Below are 19,990 nucleotides of genomic sequence, written 5' to 3' on the forward strand. Positions count from 1 at the left end.
TTATATAGATAGTACTTCCTCTTGTCAATAAAGTTCTAAGATAAATGTTTAAATTTCTTTGTCTCTAATACATCAAGGCGCTTTATAAGAAATGTCTCCGTTGTCCCCATCCCTCTCCATTTCCCTCAACCTTTTATTAATCCTCTTAGCCTCATTCCTGTTAAACAGATAAAATCCTAACCAGATCGTCATAAAAATACCGCAGGAAACTAAAAACTGCAAAACCGTATACAAAATCCTGTCCGGATAAAAAGGAATCCAGCCTAACGAGACAGCCACCGGATAGAAAACTCCCATTCCGACGCAAAAATGTATGATTGTCTTCACAAAACCAGAAAATCTATCGAATTGATAGATGACAGCCGTTGCACCACATGCAATTCCCACAAGCATTGAGCCCACCGCCTGCCTCCCAAAATCCTCGAAAATCTCTTTCAGAAATTCTTCCCCGCCTCCCACATAAAAAGACAAGCACATAATCACAAAGAAAGTACATCCTAAAGAAATACCGGATAATATATATTTAACGAATAATTTTAAAGTATGTTTCATTTTAAACCTAACCTTTCCTTAAAAACTTTCCGAAAATTCCTGGAAATGTAATCCGTAACTCCGTTTTTCATTACCACCTCCATCGTTCCGTTAAACCCTGCCTCCACATGATTGATTTGATGGATATTAATAATCGATGATTTTGAAATCCGTACAAACTGAATATCAAGTATATTTTCCAACTCATACAAAGGCTTATCCAACATATATCTGTTTTTAAGTTTATCATAACAGACAATCTCCCTGCCTTCAGTACGCACCAAAACAATCTCCTCTGGTTTCAGAAAAAAAGCTTTCTTTTCCTTTGCCCCAATCAATGTCAGCGAGTCCATCTCCTCTTTCTCCAACAAAGAAATAATTCCCGCAATCCCATGGGTCATTCTGTTTATATAAAGAACCGCATATGGCTCTTTGTAATCCGGACTGATTTTACATTCTACTTTCATGCATGTGCCTCCTCTTTTAAGGTATTGCCTTTCTCATCAACCATTATAGCATAACAGTGAGTGGGCAGGCGTGCATTTCAGACATGGAAATCGACCTCTTACACACCGTTTCCTGCCGCTTTTCCAAACCCTGTTGTATATTTTCCAAGTGCGGACTAGAATAAATCCATCATAAAGCAAGGAGGACTTCATATGTCACAGGCAATCATAGGAGTGGAAAAACTAAACCTGGCATATAAAAAGGTGCCAGCGGTTCAAGATGTGTCATTCTCAGTCAGCGCCGGAGATATTCTGGCAGTCATCGGTCAAAATGGCTCCGGAAAAACATCAACCGTGGAATGTATAGAAGGTCTGCGAAAACCAGACAGCGGTTTGATACAGGTTTTCGGAAAAGACCCCTGGCTTTGCCGCAGGGAAGTGTATAAAGAAATGGGCGTCCAGCTACAGGAAACAGAATACCCTCTGAAAATCAGAGTAGAGGAACAATGCCGTCTATTTGCAAGCTTTTACGAAAGACCCGCTGACTGGAATTTATTACTGACACAGATGGGGCTTGAGGATAAGAGAAAATGTCCGATACACAAATTATCCGGCGGTGAAAAACAGCGGTTATCGATTCTGCTTTCCCTCATGGGCCGTCCAAAGTTGTTAGTCTTGGATGAACTGACAACTGGACTTGACCCTGAGGTACGGCAGAATATGTGGATTAGCTTTGAAAATATAAAAAAAAGCGGCGTTACCATTGTTATGGTTTCCCACTATCTTGACGAGGTAGAGGCTCTTGCCGACAAAATCCTCTATCTTGAAGGGGGAAAGCAGCAATTCTTTGGGACGCAGCAGGAATTTCGGGAATATGTAAAAGGTCGGGTTCCCAAAGACGAATGGGGAGAAAACTTCTCATTGGAAAAGCTTTATCTAATGATTGCGCCAAAAACAACAGGACTTTCCATGGAGGGAATATTATGAAACAATTTGCAATGATTTGTAATATAGAATTTAGATTATTCGTACGAGACTTTTTTAGCTTTTTCTTTGCTCTTGTATTTCCTGTACTAATGCTTCTTTTGTTTGGCGGCATCTTTGGAAACGCACCGGTTTACGACGGGGCAGATATGGGAATCATGGATGTTACCGTACCGGCATACGCTGTAATGGTAACTGGGGTCACTGGTCTAATGTCCCTTCCCCTGACATTATCTGGATATAAAGAGAAAAAAATATATAAACGATTCGATGCTACGCCGGTAGGAAAGAAAAATATTATATCAGCGCAGATATTGATCAATTTTGTAATGACACTTGTTGGTATTTCCATTTTATTAGCCGCCGGAAAGATACTTTACCACATACAGATAAATGGGGATTTTCTTTCCATCTGCGTTGGAATATTTCTTTCCATAGGGGCAATGTTCTCCATGGGATTTTTTCTCACGGCAATCGGACGGGATTTAAAAAGTACGAATATGCTTTGCTATCTTATCTACTTCATCATGCTTTTCCTGTCCGGCGCGACGATGCCAGATCAGATGTTTTCCCATACTATGAAGAAGCTCTCCAGCTATCTTCCTATGACCCATGCAGTTGATTTGATGCAAGGAATTTTTTCAGGAGACAGCCTTATCCTTCACAAAAGGGAATTACTGATTCTTGGGATATTAGCTATGGTATGTACGTCTGTAGGGGCCGTCCTATACAGGAGAAAAGATTGGACATAATATCACAAAAGTTCTGCCGCACTAAGCAAAAAATACAAGATATGGTCTAATTTTTCGCTTAAGGCGGCAAACCCTAGTTTTACTCTCCCCCTCTCGGATACCCCTCCCCCTGCCATTCATACATAGTCGTCCCATTCTTCTGATTGTATTCTTCTACCACCTCCTTGATATCATCCGGCACATCACCAATAAGCCCTGTCACACCCATCTCCAAATACTGCTTCATCCTGTCCGTATCCGAAACTGTCCAAACATAGACGGGAAGCCCACGTTCTCTTGCCTGTGTCACAAGCCGGTTGCTTACCTGATTTTCCTCCGCCGCAATAAAATCAATCTCATACTTCCAAAGCACAGTATCGTCAATCTCCCCCGAACTTCCGAAGATACAATACCCTGTCCACCACTCTGGATGTGCCTCCTTGACAGACAGTACGCTTAAATAGTCCAGGGACATAAACATTGCCTTTTCGCCAAAATCATATCCTTCCACCAGCTCAACAACTGCCCCTGCAAGTTCTTCTCTTTCATCACCGTTTACTTTCAATTCTATGAGAAATCCAATCTGGTTTGGCGCCTCTTTTGCAGCCGAAAGCATTTCCTCAAGCGTCGGTATCTTTGCCGTCTCATCTTTGTGAGAAAAATCTGAGACAGTCAGCGCCTGAATCTCGTCAAGGGTCAAGTCCCTTACATTTACCGGCTCTTTCGCAAGCCTCCACAGATTCGAGTCATGCACCACAACCGGAACCCCGTCTTTGGTAAGCTGCACATCAATTTCTGCAAAATCCACCCCGATTTTATCCGCTTCTTCTACTGCCTTAACCGTATTCTCAATTCCGTAAATACTTCCCCGATGCCCGATGACAAAGGGCTTATGCCGAAGTGGAACCTGATAAAAATTGGACGCTGCATATACGATAAATGCAATACATAAAAACACGCCTGCCGTCTGATAACGTTTTTTATGAATTCGCTTACTCCATCTCTCTTTCCACTGCAGCCAGTGCTTCTTCACAATAAACACAATCTCTTTGCTGTCCCCTTCCCAGACGGGAGAAACCTCTGCATGAAGGTTTTCACATGACATGATACATGTAATAGTAATGTAAATACACACTGCCATGGCAGCAGAAAAAAGGATAGCTTCAAAAATCCAGAACAGAAAATCTTTGCGGAATGCCTGGGAATAGATGAGATATTTATAAAAATAAATATCAAAGTCCTTATTCTCCAGCCGATTTCTCCTCCAATATAGGGTAAGCCCATGCTGTACAGCAATCCAGCTTCCAAAACATGCAAATATACGCATCCGATTACGCCACTTTAGCCTCTTTAAGCATTTGACGCTCTCTGTTACCCCATTCTTCCACTCCTGCTGTCTTAAAACCATATAAATCGGAACAAAAAACAAGAGAAGATAGAGCACATAAAATATTGCCTTCATGATCACATTGCCTGCTGTTCCAATCTCTGTCCGCTGCATCTCTCCCAGAATAAATCTGGGAATCTCAATCTTTGGCACCAGGGAATTAATATATACCAAAGAGACTAAGGGCAAAAGCAATAAATAATAGACAGAGCTGAACACCAGCTAGCTTCCCTGATTAAGGCCCCCTTCACACTCATAAATGTCCCTATCATATCTTTGTTAAATGATACGCCCTTTGACGAAACATAAGTCTGATAAATCTCATTCAAAAGAGGATTTACCAGACATAGTGTAATCCGTTTAAATATCACTTCAAATTTTAGAACTTCTTTAACTGCTCTTTTCATTTTTCAAAGTTCTCCTTATATCTACATTTTTGAAAGATACGAGCTAATCGGAAACTCCAAAATTACCTCCGTTCCCTCCCCGGCCTTAGACCTCGCATAAATCTCAATGCCTAACTTTAAGCACAGCTTCTTACACAGATAAAGTCCCATGCCGGTCGAGCGTTCTGTCTTACGCCCATTACTCCCTGTAAACCCTTTCTCAAAGATACGGCCTAATTCTTCCTCCTTAATCCCAATTCCGTTATCTTTTACCACCAACCGTACGCCATGGCTGTGCTTTGTAAGCGCATCACTCTTATGCTTTTGGGAAGTATAAATCCAGATTTTCCCGCCCTTCTTGCGGCAGTATTTCGCAGCGTTTAGCACAAGCTGATTCAGGATAAATGCAATCCATTTCTCATCCGTATATGCCATGTCCTTACAATCCACCTCTGCCTGTATCTGGCTCTGTATCAGATATCCCTTGTTTCTCTTAAGAACCACTACGGCAATCTCCCCCAGATTCGTCCTACGGATTACATAATCCTTATACACATCCTCCGACCTGGCATAATAGAGCGCCATATCCACATAATTTTCTATCTTCTGGTTTTCCAGACGAATCCGGCGAACTGCATCCCCCCCGATTCTCCAGAGCATCACTCTTACAATTCTCACACATCAAATCAATACTCGTAATCGGCGCCTTTACCTCATGTACCCAGCTCTCAATATACTCCCTGTACTCCTTCTGTTCATCCTCAATCTGTCGAATCCGTTCAATCACAGCCTTGTTGGAAATCCGAAGCATTTCTCTGTAAAGCCCATCCTCAAGCCTATGGGAAACTGGCATCAATTCCCCCAGAAGATACCGCTGCTCCATCTTGTTTAATGTTTCCCAAAGCTCATGAAAATAGCGCCGCCTGCTGTAATACTCGTATCCAAACCATAACATCAGAATCAGAATCCAAAAAATAAGAATCAGTACACAAAACTGAGGCTCGTATCCGGTAGCATACAAAAAACCTGCCAGAAGCAGCATACAACCCACATGCAGCGTCAGAAGCAGGAGCTTATCTATCAAATATTCTCTCATTTTCATATCCGATATCCCATCCCCCGTTTCGTCTCAATCAGGTCAAAAACTTCGATTGCCTTCAATTTTTCACGAATACGCGTGATGTTCACACTCAAAGTATTGTCGTCGATAAACACCTGATTATCCCACAAGTACTCAATCATATCCGCCCGCGAAACAATCTCTCCCTTCTTCCGAAACAACAAATGCATCATCTTAAGCTCATTTTTGGACAGCTCTGTCTGCTTTCCCCGAAAACTTACCGTACCTCTGGCGATATCCAGTTCTACCTCCTTATGGGTAAATCTCACAGGCTCTCCCTTCGTTTCCCGATGAGTCCTCTTTAGGACAGCCCCAATCCTGGCCAGAAGAATGGGCGCCTGAAATGGCTTTGTGATATAATCATCCCCGCCCTTCAGGATTGCTGTCAGCTCATCCATGGAATCCGTCCTGCTGGTCACAAAAATCACAGGCACCTCCGACTTGGCCCGTATTTTCGTGCAGATATTAAAGCCAGACTCATTTGGAAGGTTTAAATCCAGAAGCACCAAGTCTGGATTCATAGACAGCAAGGCAGAGGCCACGTCCCCGAACTCACAAAGAGCCGTCACCTGATAGAGTGCATTTTCCAGCAAAAGCTTTAATTCCTGCCGGATTATGACGTCATCCTCCACGATTACGATATGCATACCATTCTCCTTTCTTTCCTCCGCCCTTCACTATAATAATCAGGGACGCAGTTCACTCACCACGTCCCTGTTATCTCTATTTCACAAGCAGACTCTTGCCCGTCATCTCCTTTGGCTGCTCCATACCCATCAGCTCAATCAGCGTCGGCGCAATATCTGCCAGGCATCCGCCCTCCCGAAGCTTATAAGCCGGCTCGGCATTTACCAGAATAAAAGGCACCGGATTCGTGGTATGAGCTGTAAACGGCTCGCCCGTCTCGTCGTCAATCAATTGCTCGGCATTTCCATGATCCGCACAGATAAACATCTGTCCGTTTACTTCCTTTATTGCCTCATAAGCCTTTCCCACACACTCATCCACAGCCTCAATGGCTTTGATTGCCGCAGACTCCACACCGGTATGTCCCACCATATCCGGATTTGCAAAATTAATGATAATCACATCATACTTACCTGACCGGATGGCGCCTGTCAGCTTATCGCATACCTCATATGCGCTCATCTCCGGCTTTAAATCATAAGTCGCAACCTTAGGAGAATTGACAAGAATCCTGTCCTCCCCTTCGTTTGGTTCTTCCACACCGCCGTTAAAGAAGAAGGTCACATGAGCATACTTCTCTGTCTCGGCAATACGCGCCTGCTTCTTTCCGTTAGAAGCAAGGAACTGGCCGAAAGTATTGGTAATCTCCTCCTTTACAAACGCCACCTGCTTATTCTTAATGGTCACGTCATACTCGGTAAAGCATACATAACAGGTCTTAACCCTCTCTCCCCTGTCAAATCCGGTAAATCCGTCGTCACAGAAGGTTCTGGTAATCTCCCTTGCGCGGTCCGGACGGAAGTTAAAGAAGATAATGGAATCATTGTCCCTGATGGTGGCAACCGGCGCGCCATCCTTTGTCACAACCGTGGGAAGCACAAACTCATCTGTGGTATCCTTATCATAAGAAGCCTGAATCCCTTCTGGTCCGCTTGCCGCCTTCTCGCCTTCCCCATAAACCATAGCGCGGTAAGCCTTCTCCACGCGGTCCCAACGGTTATCGCGGTCCATAGCATAATAACGTCCCATAACAGTAGCCACTTCGCCTACGCCGATTTCCTCCATCTTGGCAACAAGCTGCTCTACATATTCCTTTCCAGAGGCCGGAGGCGTATCGCGTCCGTCTAAGAAACAGTGTACATACACCTTCTCAATTCCCTGACGCTTAGCCAGCTCTAAAAGACCATAAATGTGGGTATTGTGACTGTGTACACCACCGTCGGACACCAGCCCGTACATATGAAGCGCGCTGTTGTTCTTCTTCACATTCTCACATGCCGCAAGAAGCGCCGGATTCTTAAAGAAATCTCCGTCCTGAATGGCCTTCGTAATCTTGGTTAAATCCTGATAAACGATACGTCCTGCACCCATGTTCAGATGTCCCACTTCAGAATTTCCCATCTGCCCGTCCGGAAGCCCTACTGCCATGCCGCTTGCATTTCCTCTGACAAACGGACACTCGGCCATCAGTTTGTCCATCACCGGAGTCTTTCCCTCTAAAACTGCATTCCCTTCTGCCTTCTCATTCAGTCCATAACCGTCCAAAATCATCAGCACTGTTGGTTTCTTGTTCATAATATATTAACACTCCTTCGCTTAATATGATATTGCTTATCTGAATAATCTTCTAAGCCATGCATCCGCCAGAGCAGCCCACTGGGCGCACTCTGCCTGGACTCCCGCGCCGCTTGCACGTTCTACGATAGGGCTTGCCAGACTCAGGCCATGCTCACCCTCTGGAAAAATGTGAAGCTCAGCCGGAACCCTTTCCTTACGAAGCGCCGCTGTCAGCATCAGTGAATTCTCCACAGGCACAGTCTGATCCTCCATGGTATGCCACATGAAGCAGGGCGGCATTGCCTCTGTGACCTGCTTCTCAATGGATACCTTCTTGGCCTCTGCCTCATAATTTTCACCCAGAAGCATCTTAAAGCTTCCCATATGGGCGTATGCCGGATCAGAAGTAATGACAGGATAACTCAGCATGATTCCCTTTGGCCTCATATCCTCTGCTTTCGCCTTAAGGGGGGAGAGCAGAAAATCCTGATTCCAGAATGTGCCGTAACATGCGGCAAGATGACCTCCCGCTGAAGAACCCTGCACCACGATTCTTTCCATATCCACATTCCATTCCTCGGCATGCTCACGAAGCACCTGGAATGCCTTCCCCACCTCCAACACCTGCGTCGGAAAATGAATGGGCGCAACCGAATAGCGCAGTACGCACGCATGATATCCCTGGCTTAAGAAATGAAGGGCTGTGGGCTCTCCCTCTCGGTAGCTGGTCCGCTCATAGCCGCCTCCGGGACAGATTATAATCAAAGGACGCCTTTCAATCTTCAAGCTTCCGTCATGGGGCGTATCCTGAATGTAGACCTGAAGCCTGGCGTAATTTGCAGACCCTTCCACCTGTACCGATATTTCTTTGTAAATCATAGGTTTCCCCCTTCGGTCAAAAGACTGTCCGACCGGATACTCCTCTGATCAGACAGTCTTTTTATAAATCTTACTTCGATTCTTACTTATAGTTTACAATCTTGCCAAAATCAGCCTTCAGAGAAGCGCCGCCTACAAGACCTCCATCAATATCAGCCTGGGCGAACAAATCTGCCGCTGTTGCCGCATTGACAGAACCGCCGTACTGGATACGGATTGCTGCTGCTGTAGCGTCATCATATACCTCTGCAATACATGCGCGGATTCCTGCACAAACCTCCTGAGCCTGCTCAGTGGTAGCCGTCTTGCCTGTTCCAATAGCCCAGATCGGCTCATAAGCGATGACTGCCGTTTTTGCCTGGTCTGCCGTTACATTCTGGAAGCCAACCTTTACCTGCTGACGGATGAAATCCATGGTCACGCCCTGCTCTCTCTGCTCTAAGCTCTCGCCGCAGCACATGATTGGGGTGATGCCATGCTCAAATGCCTTTAAGACCTTCTTATTCACATCCTCGTTGGTCTCGCCAAAGTACTCTCTCCTCTCAGAGTGTCCGAGAACCACGTATTTCACGCCTGCATCCACCAACATGTTAGGAGAAATCTCACCTGTGTAAGCTCCGCTTTCCTCGAAATACATATTCTCTGCCCCAACCTGGATGTTGGTTCCCTTTGCTGCCTCAACAACCGGAACAATGTCGATTGCAGGTACACAGAATACAACGTCAACCTCGTCGTTAGCTACTAATGGTTTTAATTCTTCAACTAATGCAACCGCCTCGCTGGGAGTCTTGTTCATCTTCCAGTTGCCTGCAACAATTTTTCTTCTTGCCATGATATAAAATCTCCTTTAATCAATCATTTATTTAATCGGTATGTTCACCATTCTAGGCTAATACCTCACCAAGTATTCGAGCATCGCCAAGCTTTTACTTATCATTTGCAGCCGCAACGCCTGGTAACTCTTTGCCTTCAAGGAACTCCAGTGACGCTCCGCCGCCTGTTGAGATGTGGGTCATCTTGTCACCGTATCCCAACTGGTTGACTGCCGCCGCTGAGTCGCCGCCGCCAATAATCGTTGTAGCCTTTGTATCTGCCAATGCCTTAGCAACCGCCTCTGTACCATTAGCAAACTTCGGCATCTCGAAGCATCCCATTGGTCCGTTCCATACAACCGTCTTGGCATCCTGGACTGCGTCGCAGAAAATCTTCACTGTATCCGGTCCAATGTCAAGTCCCTGCCATCCATCCGGAATCTCGCCTGCCTTCACAACCTTGCTGTTTGCGTCATTGGAGAAATCATCCGCAATCACCGTGTCCACAGGCAGAAGCAGCTTCACGCCCTTTTCTTCTGCCTTTTTCAGCATATTCAGGGCATAGTCGCAGTAATCAGCTTCAAGAAGAGAGCCGCCAACGCTTCCGCCCTGTGCCTTTGAGAATGTGTAAGACATTCCGCCGCCGATAATCAAGGTATCTACTTTGTCAAGAAGGTTTTCGATAACAGAAATCTTGCTGGATACCTTTGCACCGCCAAGAATGGCAACAAAAGGTCTCTCCGGATTGTTGACTGCATTTCCAAGGAAATCAATCTCTTTTTGCATTAAGTATCCTACAACTGCCGTGTCAACAAACTGTGTCACGCCCACATTGGAGCAATGTGCACGGTGAGCAGTTCCAAACGCATCATTTACGAATACATCACACAGAGAAGCCAAGTCCTTGCTGAACGCCTCTCCGTTCTTCGTCTCCTCGATTCTGTATCGAGTATTCTCAAGAAGTACTACTTCTCCATCCTGCATCGCCTCTACCGCAGCCTTTGCATTCTCGCCTACAACCTCTGCATCCGCCGCAAACTTCACATCCTGTCCGAGAAGTTCAGAAAGACGCTTTGCCACTGGTGCAAGAGATAACTCCGGCTTCGGCTCTCCCTTTGGCTTTCCAAGGTGTGAACACAGAATAATCTTTCCTCCGTCAGCGATCAGCTTCTTGATGGTCGGAAGCGCAGCCACCAGACGGTTCTCGTCTGTAATCTTACCGTCAATCAACGGTACGTTGAAGTCACATCTTACCAGCACCTTTTTTCCTTTTACATTGATATCATCTACTGATTTTTTATTGAGCATGTAAAAATGTCTGCCGCCCATATCGCGGGCAGCTTTCCCCTTTCTTTCATTATAAAAATACCCTATACCCATTACATAGTCGAGTAGGGAAGACTTTCTCCCTACTCGCCGCACGGCTCGTGCGCCGCCTCAGCGGCTTACTTCCTCTGCACGAGCCTGCGCATATTAAAAAAGGATCCGGTCCTTAATCAGACCGGACCCTTTGGGTATTCCAGAATTATGCTAATTCAGAGAAGTATTTGATTGTTCTTACCATCTGGCTTGTGTAAGAATTCTCATTGTCATACCATGATACAACCTGAACCTCTGTTGTTCCGTTGTCTAATGGGCAAACCATTGTCTGTGTAGCATCGAACAATGAACCATATCTCATACCAACGATATCACTGGATACGATCTCGTCTGTGTTGTATCCAAAGGACTCGTTAGAAGCAGCCTTCATAGCCTCGTTGATCTGGTCAACCGTTACATTGCCCTCTACAACTGCTGTCAGGATAGTGGTTGAGCCTGTAGGTGTAGGAATTCTCTGTGCAGCGCCGATGAGCTTGCCGTTAAGCTCTGGGATAACAAGGCCGATAGCCTTAGCAGCGCCAGTGCTGTTCGGTACGATATTAACCGCTGCTGCACGGGATCTTCTCAAATCACCCTTTCTCTGCGGTCCGTCAAGTGTCATCTGATCGCCTGTGTAAGCGTGGATTGTACACATAATACCTGACTTAATGGTTGCAAGGTCATTCAGAGCCTTAGCCATAGGCGCCAGACAGTTTGTTGTACAGGAAGCTGCAGAAATAACGGTATCCTCTGCTGTCAGCTTGTCATGATTTACATTGTAAACGATAGTAGGAAGATCATTTCCTGCCGGTGCGGAGATAACAACTTTTCTTGCACCTGCCTTAACATGTGCGGAAGCTTTCTCTTTAGATGTGTAGAAACCTGTACACTCCAGAACAACGTCTACTTTCAGATCTCCCCATGGAAGTTCCTCAGCATTAGCCTTTGCATAAATCTTAATCTCTTTGCCGTCAACAATGATAGAATCCTCTGTCGCCTCTACCTTGTCGCATAAAGCGTATCTGCCCTGTGAAGAGTCATACTTTAACAGGTGTGCAAGCATCTTAGGAGATGTCAGGTCGTTGATTGCTACAACCTCATATCCCTCTGCTCCAAACATCTGTCTGAATGCAAGACGTCCGATACGTCCGAATCCATTGATCGCTACTTTTACTGCCATGATTAATTCCTCCTAAAGTTTTATTAACTGTTTACGCAGTCCTATTGGTTGTGAAGCCTTTAACACGTAGATTGTTAAATAATCCTCAACTGGTAATAATTGTACTAAATCTGATACAAAAATTCAAGTGCTTTTCCCATTTTTATGTAACTTGTCCAAAAAGATGCCTCCTTCCTGTCAAAACTGCATAAATCTTTATCTGCTATATATTACCTTACAAGTTTTTTTATAACAGGCAACCCCATATTTGTGGATGACCTCAATCCCACTCTTTTTAAGCCCATCTGCATAACCCTTAAGGTTGATCTGCTTCATTGCTCTCGCGCAGGCATCTTCATACTTTCCATCCTCGGCATACTTCACCTCGATGACACATCCAATTTTTTCTGATGGAATCTCCAGTCGAATATCTGTATATCCTGTACCAGTCTCCGAATTAGATTTTACAATCCAGTTTCCTTCCGCCTGCAAAAGTCCTAACAACATGCCATGGTAAAAATTTTCCTTCATTGTCTTCTGTACAAATGTATCTCGGATACTAATAGAATCAGCCATAAATTCATTTAATAATTTCTGTACTTCTCCTGCCTCCCCCATCTTTACAGCCTTACAAAATTCCTGCCATCTTCCTGTATTACTCGTAACTGTACCCTTATACCATGACCTTATTTTTTTCTCATAGATTCCACGTACCTCTCGGTTCGGTATCACCAGCTTATGGAGGCCCTTTTCCGTTTTTCCCATTTCTGTCAAATACCCTGTAGAAAACAGAACACTCCACAAATAAGTCTGACGAATATCGACATCTTCATTATCTAAATCTGTATATGTCAGTTCTGGTACTAATTCTTTCTCTACACATTCATAGGAAATTAACGCCTCAATCTGATCCTTTGTTGTCGCTGTCGCATTTTCAAGAATATCCTGAACAATACTATTGCTGCTGCTATTCTCCCAATGAGCTTCCATTGGCGCATCTATTGAATCTCTAAACTTATCGCACTGATTTATTACATCCCATGGACAGTATACTTCAAAGTTTCCAAAATGATATCCATCGTACCATTCCTTTATTTCATCAAATTTTTCCTCCATTTCATAGTAAGAAAGCAATTCTTTTACCTCATATGTCGTAAATCCAAAGTATTCGGCATAACTCACATCTGAAATCGTCCTAACCTTAAAATGGTTAAGTCCTGTGAAAATACTCTCCTTCGCTATCCTTAAACATCCTGTAATAACTGCAAAATAAAGACTTTTATTGGTTTTCAACGCTTGACTAAACAGTGAACGGATAAGGGCTGCCATTTGTTGGTAATAACCGTTCTGATACGCCTTATCCAACGGCACATCGTATTCGTCTATCAAAATAATTACACGTCTGTCATAATGTTTATGGAGTAATCGAGTCAGTACCTTTAAGCTGCTATGGAGATCAGCAGCTTTTTCCAAATTCCCCTCAAGCAGCCGGATCAACTTTGCTTTATCATAGGAAGTAAGTTTTTCACTTTCCAGCAGAAAATCGAACCTCTCCGCCTCATCGCGCATCACGATACATAACGAATCATATGCTGTCTGAAAATCTACACCTTCAATATCCTTTAAGCTAACTGAAATAACCGGATATTTCCCCATGTATTCCTCGCAAAGCTCTGTCTCACCCATGATTTCCAGGCCATCAAATAAGCGAGCAGATGTACCTATCTCAAAAAAAGATTTCAGCATATCCATATTCAGACTCTTACCAAAACGACGAGGTCTTGTAAAAAGATTCACACTTCCGCAACCATTCAATAACTCTCGAATAAACCCTGTCTTATCCACATAGTAATAGTCTCTGGTTTTGAAATCACTGAAAAATTCTATACCAACTGGAAGTTTCTTTTTCATTCCCATAACCTCCATATTCTTTTCACATATTAATTATTTTTCTCCGTCAGTTCTCTTTTATATGCGTCCTTCTTCACAGCCCGCGTCGCAATAAAGCTGGGAATATTATGCTCTTTTAAATTCCCGCACTCATTGGTATCCTCCATGAGATGGGTCAATATAAATCCAGCCTCCAACTGTCCTCCAATCTGTTCCTCCAGGGTATGGGAAAACTGTACACCGCAGTCCTCATTCTCTAGCTGCCGCATCTGTTCTTTATTTTTCAGCGGATTAAAGGGCAGCGTATTTTCAAGCGTCTTCTCATCCTCAGAAAAGATAAAATTCATCCCATTATCAAGCCCCGAAAGCAGAAGCCCTCCGTCCTTCAATATACGATAACATTCTTTGAAAATCGGCTTCACTTCTTCCACATAACAATTAGAAACCGGATGAAAAATAATATCAAAACTTTCGTCCTCAAAGGGCAGTCCCTTAGTCATATCCGCTCGAATGATTTCAATCTCATACCCTTCTCTTTGGGCAACCATGCGCTCGCTGGCCAACTGCTTCTTGGAATAATCCAGCACCGTACACTTAGCGCCTGCCGCAGTAAAAATCGGCATCTGCTGCCCGCCGCCGCTGGCTAACCCTAGTACCTTCTTCCCCTTTAGACTCCCGAACCATTCTTTTGGAACCGTCTTGTTCGGCGTCAGCAGAACTGACCAGTCTCCCTCTAAGGCGCGCATATACACTTCATGGGAAACGGGGATTCCCCACTCCCATCCTTCCTCAATCCATTGGTCAATCGTTGCTGCATTTATCTCCTGATAATCCATGCTTTATCCTCCATCTTATTTAGAACTTATTTAACAAGATTCTAACTTCTCCTCTATAATACATCTTCACAGAAAATATGCAACAATTTTTATATGCTATTTTTATTAAACGTTTCACTCCCCCATCTTCCTATCCACCGCAAAAATCAACAGCCATATTACCCCCACAATTCCTCCAACCATCAAGGTGCACCAGATCGGAACCTCCGTCTTCATTTGAAATATCATAAACACAAGGAATATTGAGCTAACAACGTCCAGTAATCTATACAGTCCCTTTTTATATTCCTTCAGTTTTCTTTTCTTCTCCCATTCTGGTCCGCGCCAAAAATACATATTTTCCGGTATATTTTTAACTTCTTCATCAGATATAAGCTCATCCAGAGATATATCCAGCTCCATTGCCAGTTTCTTCGCAGTAATCAAATCCGGACACCTAACTCCACTCTCCCATCGGGATACCGTCTGTCGGGATACATATAATCGCTCCGCCAACTGTTGCTGGGTAAGATTCGCCTTTTCTCTTAATTTCCGTATATTCTCGCCAAGTGCCATATCCTCGTCCCCTCTCTTTTTCTACTGGCAATTCTCCAAACGCCGCGAAGCACATCCGCTTCTTAACCTGCTTAGAGTATAGCATTTTCAGAACCATAATAAAAGCACCATACCTGATTCAACGTGTTTCCATTCTGGTAACACAAAGGGCTGCCTATTGACAGCCCTTACAATCGTACTTTTCTATTATACAGGTATGCTTTCGCTTCCTCACCGGCCCATCTTTATTATAATTCACACCGACCAACAAAATCTCGCCACCATATTCTCGAATGGCTTCTGGATACCGCCTCTCCTTAATCTGGCCAATCGCACCCTTGGCAGTCTGATTCCATTTCAGTTCAATAACTAACGCTGGCATCAAAGAAGGCTTTTTAGGCAGATACACAATGTCCGCATACCCATCTCCCGCCGGAAGTTCTTCAAATAGCAAAAATTCATCCCCATAACTAAAATAAGCCCGTTTGATTACGCTGCAAAGGGATTGCTCACTATTATAATACAAAGCCGCTTCCTCCCTGTGAATCTTCTCAATCTGCCTGGCCACAGCCTCTGCATTTTCATGAACCGTATCAAAAATGAGCTGCTCGCTCTCCCAAACCCGCCTAATCGTATCATCCCGCTTCACATCCCTGATACTCCTTACAAATTCCATCCGGATCTCCTCGTTCGGAATCCGTGCTCTCTCCGTCTCCTCATCATAAGCCAGATATCCCAGATGAATTAAAAGGGTCAGAACATCATCCCGATTTCGGAATGTCACCAGGTCATTGGCAAACCTTCCCGTGTCCACCTTCACCTCTCCGCCGCCGATTAGTTCGGCTACCATCCCAGACAGTCCGTCAAAGTCCAGGCTGATATATCCCATCAGATTTTCCGCTGCCGATGTCTGCGTCCAGTAGGAATCAAAATCATCATTACGTATCGCCTCTATCACAGAATTAGGATTATATACAGACCCCACACCGCGAAAGGAATATCCATCATACCACTGTTTCATCATGGCAAAATCACTCTGAAACTCCTTGCAGAGTCCTTCTACCTCCTCCTCCGTGAAACCCACATATCCGCCGAACTTCCGAGGCTTCACTACCGTAAACTCTTTAAAATCCGAAATTGCCGACTGGGCGCCGTCCTTTTTAATGGGAAGAATCCCTGTCATATACACAGCCGCAAAAATCCGATCTGTCGTACCGCTGCCCTTGAACAATGTACGAAGGAACTCAAGATAAATTTTCTGGTTGTTTGGCATTTCTCTTATGGGCGCATCCCATTCGTCGATAATCATGACGAACTTATTGCCCGTCAATTCCACGGCACGAATCAGCGTTTCAACAAAAACATTTCCCTCTTTCAAATCAGGATACATACTCAAAAGTTCTTCCGTAACACCCGCCTTTATAAATGCAGCTATATTCCGTGAATCTGTATTCCCCAAAACATTTGTCATATCGAGATAAATAACATCATACCGGTTCAAATGCTCCCTGTAGGATTCGCTCATACTCTCATCTGTTCCAATCCTCAGGTCCTTAAATAAAGCCGAAGAATCACAGGTCTTATCATAATATGCACAAAGCATTTTAGCTGCAAATGATTTTCCAAAGCGACGGGGCCTGCTGATACATGTCAACCGTCTTGGAGTCTCAATCGTATCGTTAATCAGATGAATCAAACCGCTCTTATCAACATAGATATCATTCCTGATTCCGGTAAATCCGCTGTTTCCAGGATTCAAGTACATTCCCATAGCGTACACATCTCCTTACAAAACTACCGCGCAGCCTCATATATCTTTATAATATCTTCCTTTCCCAGAGCCTTCACGCACCCCACCGTACGTCTCCCGAAGAAGGTACATTTCTCTGCCAGCTCGCCAATCTGCTCGTCCGTCACCTCTATCCCAAGCTCTTTGAGCGACGTAGGCATATTCACAGAACGATAGAAATCCTCCATCGCAGCAATCCCTGCCAAAACAGTCTCCTCCTGGTTCTCTGTGTGGGGAATCCCCATAACATTCTCGGCAAACTTCACAAACCTCTCTATGCTGTCCTTGTAGACATACCTTGCCCAGCTTCCCCAGACTGCCGCAAGCCCCGCGCCGTGGGCCACATCAAACATTCCACCCAGTTCATGCTCAATCTGGTGAGAGGCCCAGTCTCCGCCGTCTGTTCCGCAGCCGGTAAGTCCGTTATGAGAAAGGCTTCCCGCCCACATGACCTCGGCCCGCGCCTCATAATTCTCAGGCTCGTTTTTTAGAATTCTCGCGTTCTTAATGACAGTCCGCATCAACGCCTCGCTGATCCCGTCCGTCATCTCCATATTTTCACCATGGTTCAGATATCTCTCCATAGTGTGCATCAGAATGTCCACACAACCGCACTGGGTCTGATAATCCGGCAATGTATAGGTAAGCTCTGGATTTAAAATCGCAAATTTACAGCGGCACTTGTCATTACTGTACCCACGTTTTAACCACCCGTCCTCATTGGTAATAACAGAAGAATCGCTCATCTCACTTCCTGCGGCTGCAATCGTCAGTATTGTTCCAATGGGAAGGCAAGCCTTAGGAGAACGCTTCTCGTCATAAAAATCCCACACATCCCCCTCATTAGCAGCCCCGTATCCGATTGCCTTCGCTGAATCAATCACGCTGCCGCCGCCCACGGCGAGGATAAAATCAACCCCCTCCTTCTTACACACTTCAATTCCTTCTCTCACAAGGGAAAGATGGGGATTGGGAATGACTCCGCCAAGCATCGTATACTCAATTCCTTCCCCCTCCAGCGACCTGCATACTCGGTCTAACAGTCCGGATTTCTTGGCGCTGTTCCCGCCATAATGCAGAAACACCTTTTTACAGTTCTGCTCCTTCACCAGTCTTCCGGTCTCCTTCTCTGCCTCTTTCCCAAATATCACTCTTGTAGGTGTAAAATATTCAAAATTATGCATCTCTTACCTTCACTCCTTTTCTCTTTCCATCCACTATTTTCCAAGACAGATCACATTCCAGGAAGCCTTATTAAGCATACTCGTCATACGGCCTTTGTCAAGCTTGGAGCGGTCTGTCCTTTTGGAACACACAGCCTCCTTACCGGCTCCATTACACAGCTTCAAATCAGCATTTTCCAAAACAATATGCTTCTTCACCTGATATCCCTCGAAGCCTCTCACATCTGAGAGTAACTCAATATCCTCGCTTAGATTACGGTTTACCGCAAATACAGTCAGCTCGTCTTTTTCTTCATTATAGACAACAATACTCTCTACATCCGTCACATTCTCATGCTTGGATGTATCGTGGACAGGACTTTTTAGGACTGGCCGAAGGACAACGCCGCGCCCATACTTGGAGGCATGCATAAATGGGTAGAAGATCGTCTGCTTCCATGCCGCGCCTCCGCCCTGCTCGGTCATAATCGGCGCAATAACATTGACCAACTGGGCAAGACAAGCCATCTTCACCCTGTCAGCATGCTTCATCAGCGTAATCAGCATCAAGCCTACCAAAAGGGCATCCTCGAAGGTGTAAATATCCTCCAAAAGCGCCGGCGCCAACTGCCATGGTGAATTCTGGGTAATATCCAATTCCTGCTCTTTGGAATGGAACCAAACATTCCACTCGTCAAAGCTTAGATTAATATTCTTCTTACCCCGCTTTTTCGCCTTCACGTAATCGCAGATTGCAATCACAGAATGGATGAATTCATCCATATCGTCAGATTTTGCAAGGAAATCTGCCGTATCATCGGCTTCATTCCCATAGTACTGATGAAGGGAAACATAATCCACATGGTCATAAGTACATTCCAGCGTCTTAGACTCCCATCTGCCGAATGTAGGCATCTCAAGATTCGAGCTCCCGCAGGATACCAGCTCGATTGACGGGTCAATCAGCTTCATGGCCTTCGCTGTTTCCTCCGCCAGCCGGCCATACTCCTCCATTGTCTTGTGGCCAAGCTGCCATGGGCCGTCCATCTCATTACCCAGACACCACACCTTAATGTTGTGAGGGTCCTTCACTCCATGGGCAATCCGCATATCACTGTACTTGGTTCCCCCTGGATGGTTACAGTATTCCAGCAGATTGCATGCATCTGGGATTCCTCTCGTTCCCAGATTCACGGCCATCATCATCTCAGAATTTGCCTTTTTGAGCCATTTTGCGAACTCATTTACCCCAATCTTATTGGGCTCTAAGGTTCTCCACGCCAGGTCCAGCCTCTTCGGCCTGTCCTTCACAGGGCCAACGCTGTCCTCCCATACAAAATCAGAGACAAAATTCCCGCCCGGATATCTGATAATCGGAACATCCAGTTCTTTCACCATGTCAATTACATCTTTGCGAAAACCATCTTCATCAGACATCGAATTACCTGGCTGGTAGATGCCGTCATATACGGCACGTCCAAGATGCTCGATAAACGACCCATAGATTCTCTTGTCTACCTCTCCGATTCTATACTCTTTATCTATGATCAATTTCGCTTGTTTTGCCATTTTATAACATACCTCCTAAAAAAGTCTCAGTTTAAAGGAATTCCATTGGGCATTGTGTATCGCCTCCATCTTTTTCTATCCCTTTACACTGCCCACTATCAGTATATCATAATTATTTCCATAAGGCGACATCAAGCTTTAAAGACCTACTGGAATGAAAAATACTCCTTT

Annotated in this window: 20 protein-coding genes; 2 read left to right on the plus strand and 18 right to left on the minus strand. The window is 44.8% G+C overall.

Annotated elements, in window-relative coordinates; translation table 11 throughout:
* Positions 1 to 72: 72 nt before the first annotated feature.
* Both GN277_RS13145 and GN277_RS13150 read right to left on the minus strand, forming a co-directional pair.
* Positions 73 to 552: a DUF3021 domain-containing protein gene (locus GN277_RS13145; protein WP_159751452.1), complete on the minus strand. Its 480-nt coding sequence runs from the start codon at positions 550 to 552 to the stop codon at positions 73 to 75.
* A complete protein-coding gene (locus GN277_RS13150) occupies positions 549 to 998 on the minus strand; it encodes a LytTR family DNA-binding domain-containing protein (protein ID WP_159751453.1) in 450 nt (149 codons plus the stop codon). Before GN277_RS13150 ends, GN277_RS13145 begins: the two co-directional genes overlap by 4 nt.
* A 192-nt stretch (positions 999 to 1,190) precedes the next feature.
* On the opposite strand from GN277_RS13150, the gene GN277_RS13155 reads away from it, so the two are divergent.
* The gene (locus GN277_RS13155; RefSeq protein WP_159751454.1) at positions 1,191 to 1,964 is read left to right on the plus strand and encodes an ABC transporter ATP-binding protein; all 774 of its coding nucleotides are present in this window, start codon (positions 1,191 to 1,193) and stop codon (positions 1,962 to 1,964) included.
* Positions 1,961 to 2,713, plus strand: a complete 753-nt coding sequence (locus GN277_RS13160; RefSeq protein ID WP_159751455.1) for an ABC transporter permease — start codon at positions 1,961 to 1,963, stop codon at positions 2,711 to 2,713. The genes GN277_RS13155 and GN277_RS13160 overlap by 4 nt, the downstream gene beginning before the upstream one ends.
* Before the next feature lie 79 nt (positions 2,714 to 2,792).
* On the opposite strand, the gene GN277_RS13165 is transcribed toward GN277_RS13160, so the two are convergent.
* The 16 genes from GN277_RS13165 to arfA form a co-directional block, all read right to left on the minus strand.
* Positions 2,793 to 4,298 carry a glycerophosphodiester phosphodiesterase family protein gene (locus tag GN277_RS13165; protein WP_204162746.1) on the minus strand — a complete coding sequence of 502 codons (1,506 nt, stop codon included), beginning with the start codon at positions 4,296 to 4,298 and terminating at the stop codon, positions 2,793 to 2,795.
* A complete protein-coding gene (locus GN277_RS13170) occupies positions 4,259 to 4,486 on the minus strand; it encodes a hypothetical protein (RefSeq protein WP_159751457.1) in 228 nt (75 codons plus the stop codon). Before GN277_RS13170 ends, GN277_RS13165 begins: the two co-directional genes overlap by 40 nt.
* A gap of 21 nt (positions 4,487 to 4,507) precedes the next feature.
* A complete protein-coding gene (locus tag GN277_RS31205; RefSeq protein ID WP_322101287.1) occupies positions 4,508 to 5,125 on the minus strand; it encodes an ATP-binding protein in 618 nt (205 codons plus the stop codon).
* Entirely contained in the window at positions 5,013 to 5,567 is a 555-nt protein-coding gene (locus GN277_RS30215) for a hypothetical protein (protein ID WP_244324706.1), read from the minus strand. Before GN277_RS30215 ends, GN277_RS31205 begins: the two co-directional genes overlap by 113 nt.
* Positions 5,564 to 6,232, minus strand: coding sequence for a response regulator transcription factor (locus GN277_RS13180; protein ID WP_159751458.1), 669 nt, complete (start codon positions 6,230 to 6,232; stop codon positions 5,564 to 5,566). The genes GN277_RS30215 and GN277_RS13180 overlap by 4 nt, the downstream gene beginning before the upstream one ends.
* A gap of 76 nt (positions 6,233 to 6,308) precedes the next feature.
* Positions 6,309 to 7,847: a 2,3-bisphosphoglycerate-independent phosphoglycerate mutase gene (gene gpmI / locus GN277_RS13185; protein ID WP_159751459.1), complete on the minus strand. Its 1,539-nt coding sequence runs from the start codon at positions 7,845 to 7,847 to the stop codon at positions 6,309 to 6,311.
* A gap of 36 nt (positions 7,848 to 7,883) precedes the next feature.
* Complete coding sequence (locus GN277_RS13190) at positions 7,884 to 8,708, minus strand: alpha/beta hydrolase (protein ID WP_159751460.1); 825 nt, start codon at positions 8,706 to 8,708, stop codon at positions 7,884 to 7,886.
* A gap of 82 nt (positions 8,709 to 8,790) precedes the next feature.
* Positions 8,791 to 9,540 (minus strand): triose-phosphate isomerase, encoded by a 750-nt coding sequence (tpiA, locus tag GN277_RS13195; protein ID WP_159751461.1) that lies wholly within the window; start codon positions 9,538 to 9,540, stop codon positions 8,791 to 8,793.
* 94 nt (positions 9,541 to 9,634) lie between these two features.
* Entirely contained in the window at positions 9,635 to 10,828 is a 1,194-nt protein-coding gene (locus GN277_RS13200) for a phosphoglycerate kinase (RefSeq protein WP_159756741.1), read from the minus strand.
* 217 nt (positions 10,829 to 11,045) lie between these two features.
* Positions 11,046 to 12,059, minus strand: a complete 1,014-nt coding sequence (gap, locus tag GN277_RS13205) for a type I glyceraldehyde-3-phosphate dehydrogenase (protein ID WP_159751462.1) — start codon at positions 12,057 to 12,059, stop codon at positions 11,046 to 11,048.
* A gap of 195 nt (positions 12,060 to 12,254) precedes the next feature.
* Positions 12,255 to 13,955, minus strand: coding sequence for an AAA family ATPase (locus GN277_RS13210; protein WP_159756744.1), 1,701 nt, complete (start codon positions 13,953 to 13,955; stop codon positions 12,255 to 12,257).
* 23 nt (positions 13,956 to 13,978) lie between these two features.
* The gene (locus GN277_RS13215) at positions 13,979 to 14,764 is read right to left on the minus strand and encodes a class I SAM-dependent methyltransferase (protein ID WP_159751463.1); all 786 of its coding nucleotides are present in this window, start codon (positions 14,762 to 14,764) and stop codon (positions 13,979 to 13,981) included.
* A gap of 114 nt (positions 14,765 to 14,878) precedes the next feature.
* Positions 14,879 to 15,319: a helix-turn-helix domain-containing protein gene (locus tag GN277_RS13220; RefSeq protein ID WP_159751464.1), complete on the minus strand. Its 441-nt coding sequence runs from the start codon at positions 15,317 to 15,319 to the stop codon at positions 14,879 to 14,881.
* A 154-nt stretch (positions 15,320 to 15,473) separates the two neighbouring features.
* On the minus strand, positions 15,474 to 17,069 hold the full coding sequence (locus tag GN277_RS13225; protein ID WP_159751465.1) for an AAA family ATPase: 1,596 nt from the start codon (positions 17,067 to 17,069) through the stop codon (positions 15,474 to 15,476).
* 23 nt (positions 17,070 to 17,092) lie between these two features.
* Positions 17,093 to 18,271 carry an iron-containing alcohol dehydrogenase gene (locus tag GN277_RS13230; RefSeq protein ID WP_159751466.1) on the minus strand — a complete coding sequence of 393 codons (1,179 nt, stop codon included), beginning with the start codon at positions 18,269 to 18,271 and terminating at the stop codon, positions 17,093 to 17,095.
* Between the two features lie 33 nt (positions 18,272 to 18,304).
* Complete coding sequence (gene arfA / locus GN277_RS13235; RefSeq protein WP_159751467.1) at positions 18,305 to 19,819, minus strand: arabinosylfuranosidase ArfA; 1,515 nt, start codon at positions 19,817 to 19,819, stop codon at positions 18,305 to 18,307.
* Positions 19,820 to 19,990 lie beyond the last annotated feature (171 nt).

The sequence above is a fragment of the Sporofaciens musculi genome, assembly GCF_009830285.1.
GTDB classification, from domain to species: Bacteria; Bacillota; Clostridia; order Lachnospirales; family Lachnospiraceae; genus Sporofaciens; species Sporofaciens musculi.

What these genes read in the sequence shown, in the direction of transcription:
- GN277_RS13145 (WP_159751452.1), bottom strand. Translation starts at nt 552, where the DNA reads ATGAAACATACTTTAAAATTATTCGTTAAATATATATTATCCGGTATT.
- GN277_RS13150 (WP_159751453.1), bottom strand. Translation starts at nt 998, where the DNA reads ATGAAAGTAGAATGTAAAATCAGTCCGGATTACAAAGAGCCATATGCG.
- GN277_RS13155 (WP_159751454.1), top strand. Translation starts at nt 1,191, where the DNA reads ATGTCACAGGCAATCATAGGAGTGGAAAAACTAAACCTGGCATATAAA.
- GN277_RS13160 (WP_159751455.1), top strand. Translation starts at nt 1,961, where the DNA reads ATGAAACAATTTGCAATGATTTGTAATATAGAATTTAGATTATTCGTA.
- GN277_RS13170 (WP_159751457.1), bottom strand. Translation starts at nt 4,486, where the DNA reads ATGAAAAGAGCAGTTAAAGAAGTTCTAAAATTTGAAGTGATATTTAAA.
- GN277_RS31205 (WP_322101287.1), bottom strand. Translation starts at nt 5,125, where the DNA reads ATGCTCTGGAGAATCGGGGGGGATGCAGTTCGCCGGATTCGTCTGGAA.
- GN277_RS30215 (WP_244324706.1), bottom strand. Translation starts at nt 5,567, where the DNA reads ATGAAAATGAGAGAATATTTGATAGATAAGCTCCTGCTTCTGACGCTG.
- GN277_RS13180 (WP_159751458.1), bottom strand. Translation starts at nt 6,232, where the DNA reads ATGCATATCGTAATCGTGGAGGATGACGTCATAATCCGGCAGGAATTA.
- gpmI (WP_159751459.1), bottom strand. Translation starts at nt 7,847, where the DNA reads ATGAACAAGAAACCAACAGTGCTGATGATTTTGGACGGTTATGGACTG.
- GN277_RS13190 (WP_159751460.1), bottom strand. Translation starts at nt 8,708, where the DNA reads ATGATTTACAAAGAAATATCGGTACAGGTGGAAGGGTCTGCAAATTAC.
- tpiA (WP_159751461.1), bottom strand. Translation starts at nt 9,540, where the DNA reads ATGGCAAGAAGAAAAATTGTTGCAGGCAACTGGAAGATGAACAAGACT.
- GN277_RS13200 (WP_159756741.1), bottom strand. Translation starts at nt 10,828, where the DNA reads ATGCTCAATAAAAAATCAGTAGATGATATCAATGTAAAAGGAAAAAAG.
- gap (WP_159751462.1), bottom strand. Translation starts at nt 12,059, where the DNA reads ATGGCAGTAAAAGTAGCGATCAATGGATTCGGACGTATCGGACGTCTT.
- GN277_RS13210 (WP_159756744.1), bottom strand. Translation starts at nt 13,955, where the DNA reads ATGGGAATGAAAAAGAAACTTCCAGTTGGTATAGAATTTTTCAGTGAT.
- GN277_RS13215 (WP_159751463.1), bottom strand. Translation starts at nt 14,764, where the DNA reads ATGGATTATCAGGAGATAAATGCAGCAACGATTGACCAATGGATTGAG.
- GN277_RS13220 (WP_159751464.1), bottom strand. Translation starts at nt 15,319, where the DNA reads ATGGCACTTGGCGAGAATATACGGAAATTAAGAGAAAAGGCGAATCTT.
- GN277_RS13225 (WP_159751465.1), bottom strand. Translation starts at nt 17,069, where the DNA reads ATGGGAATGTACTTGAATCCTGGAAACAGCGGATTTACCGGAATCAGG.
- GN277_RS13230 (WP_159751466.1), bottom strand. Translation starts at nt 18,271, where the DNA reads ATGCATAATTTTGAATATTTTACACCTACAAGAGTGATATTTGGGAAA.
- arfA (WP_159751467.1), bottom strand. Translation starts at nt 19,819, where the DNA reads ATGGCAAAACAAGCGAAATTGATCATAGATAAAGAGTATAGAATCGGA.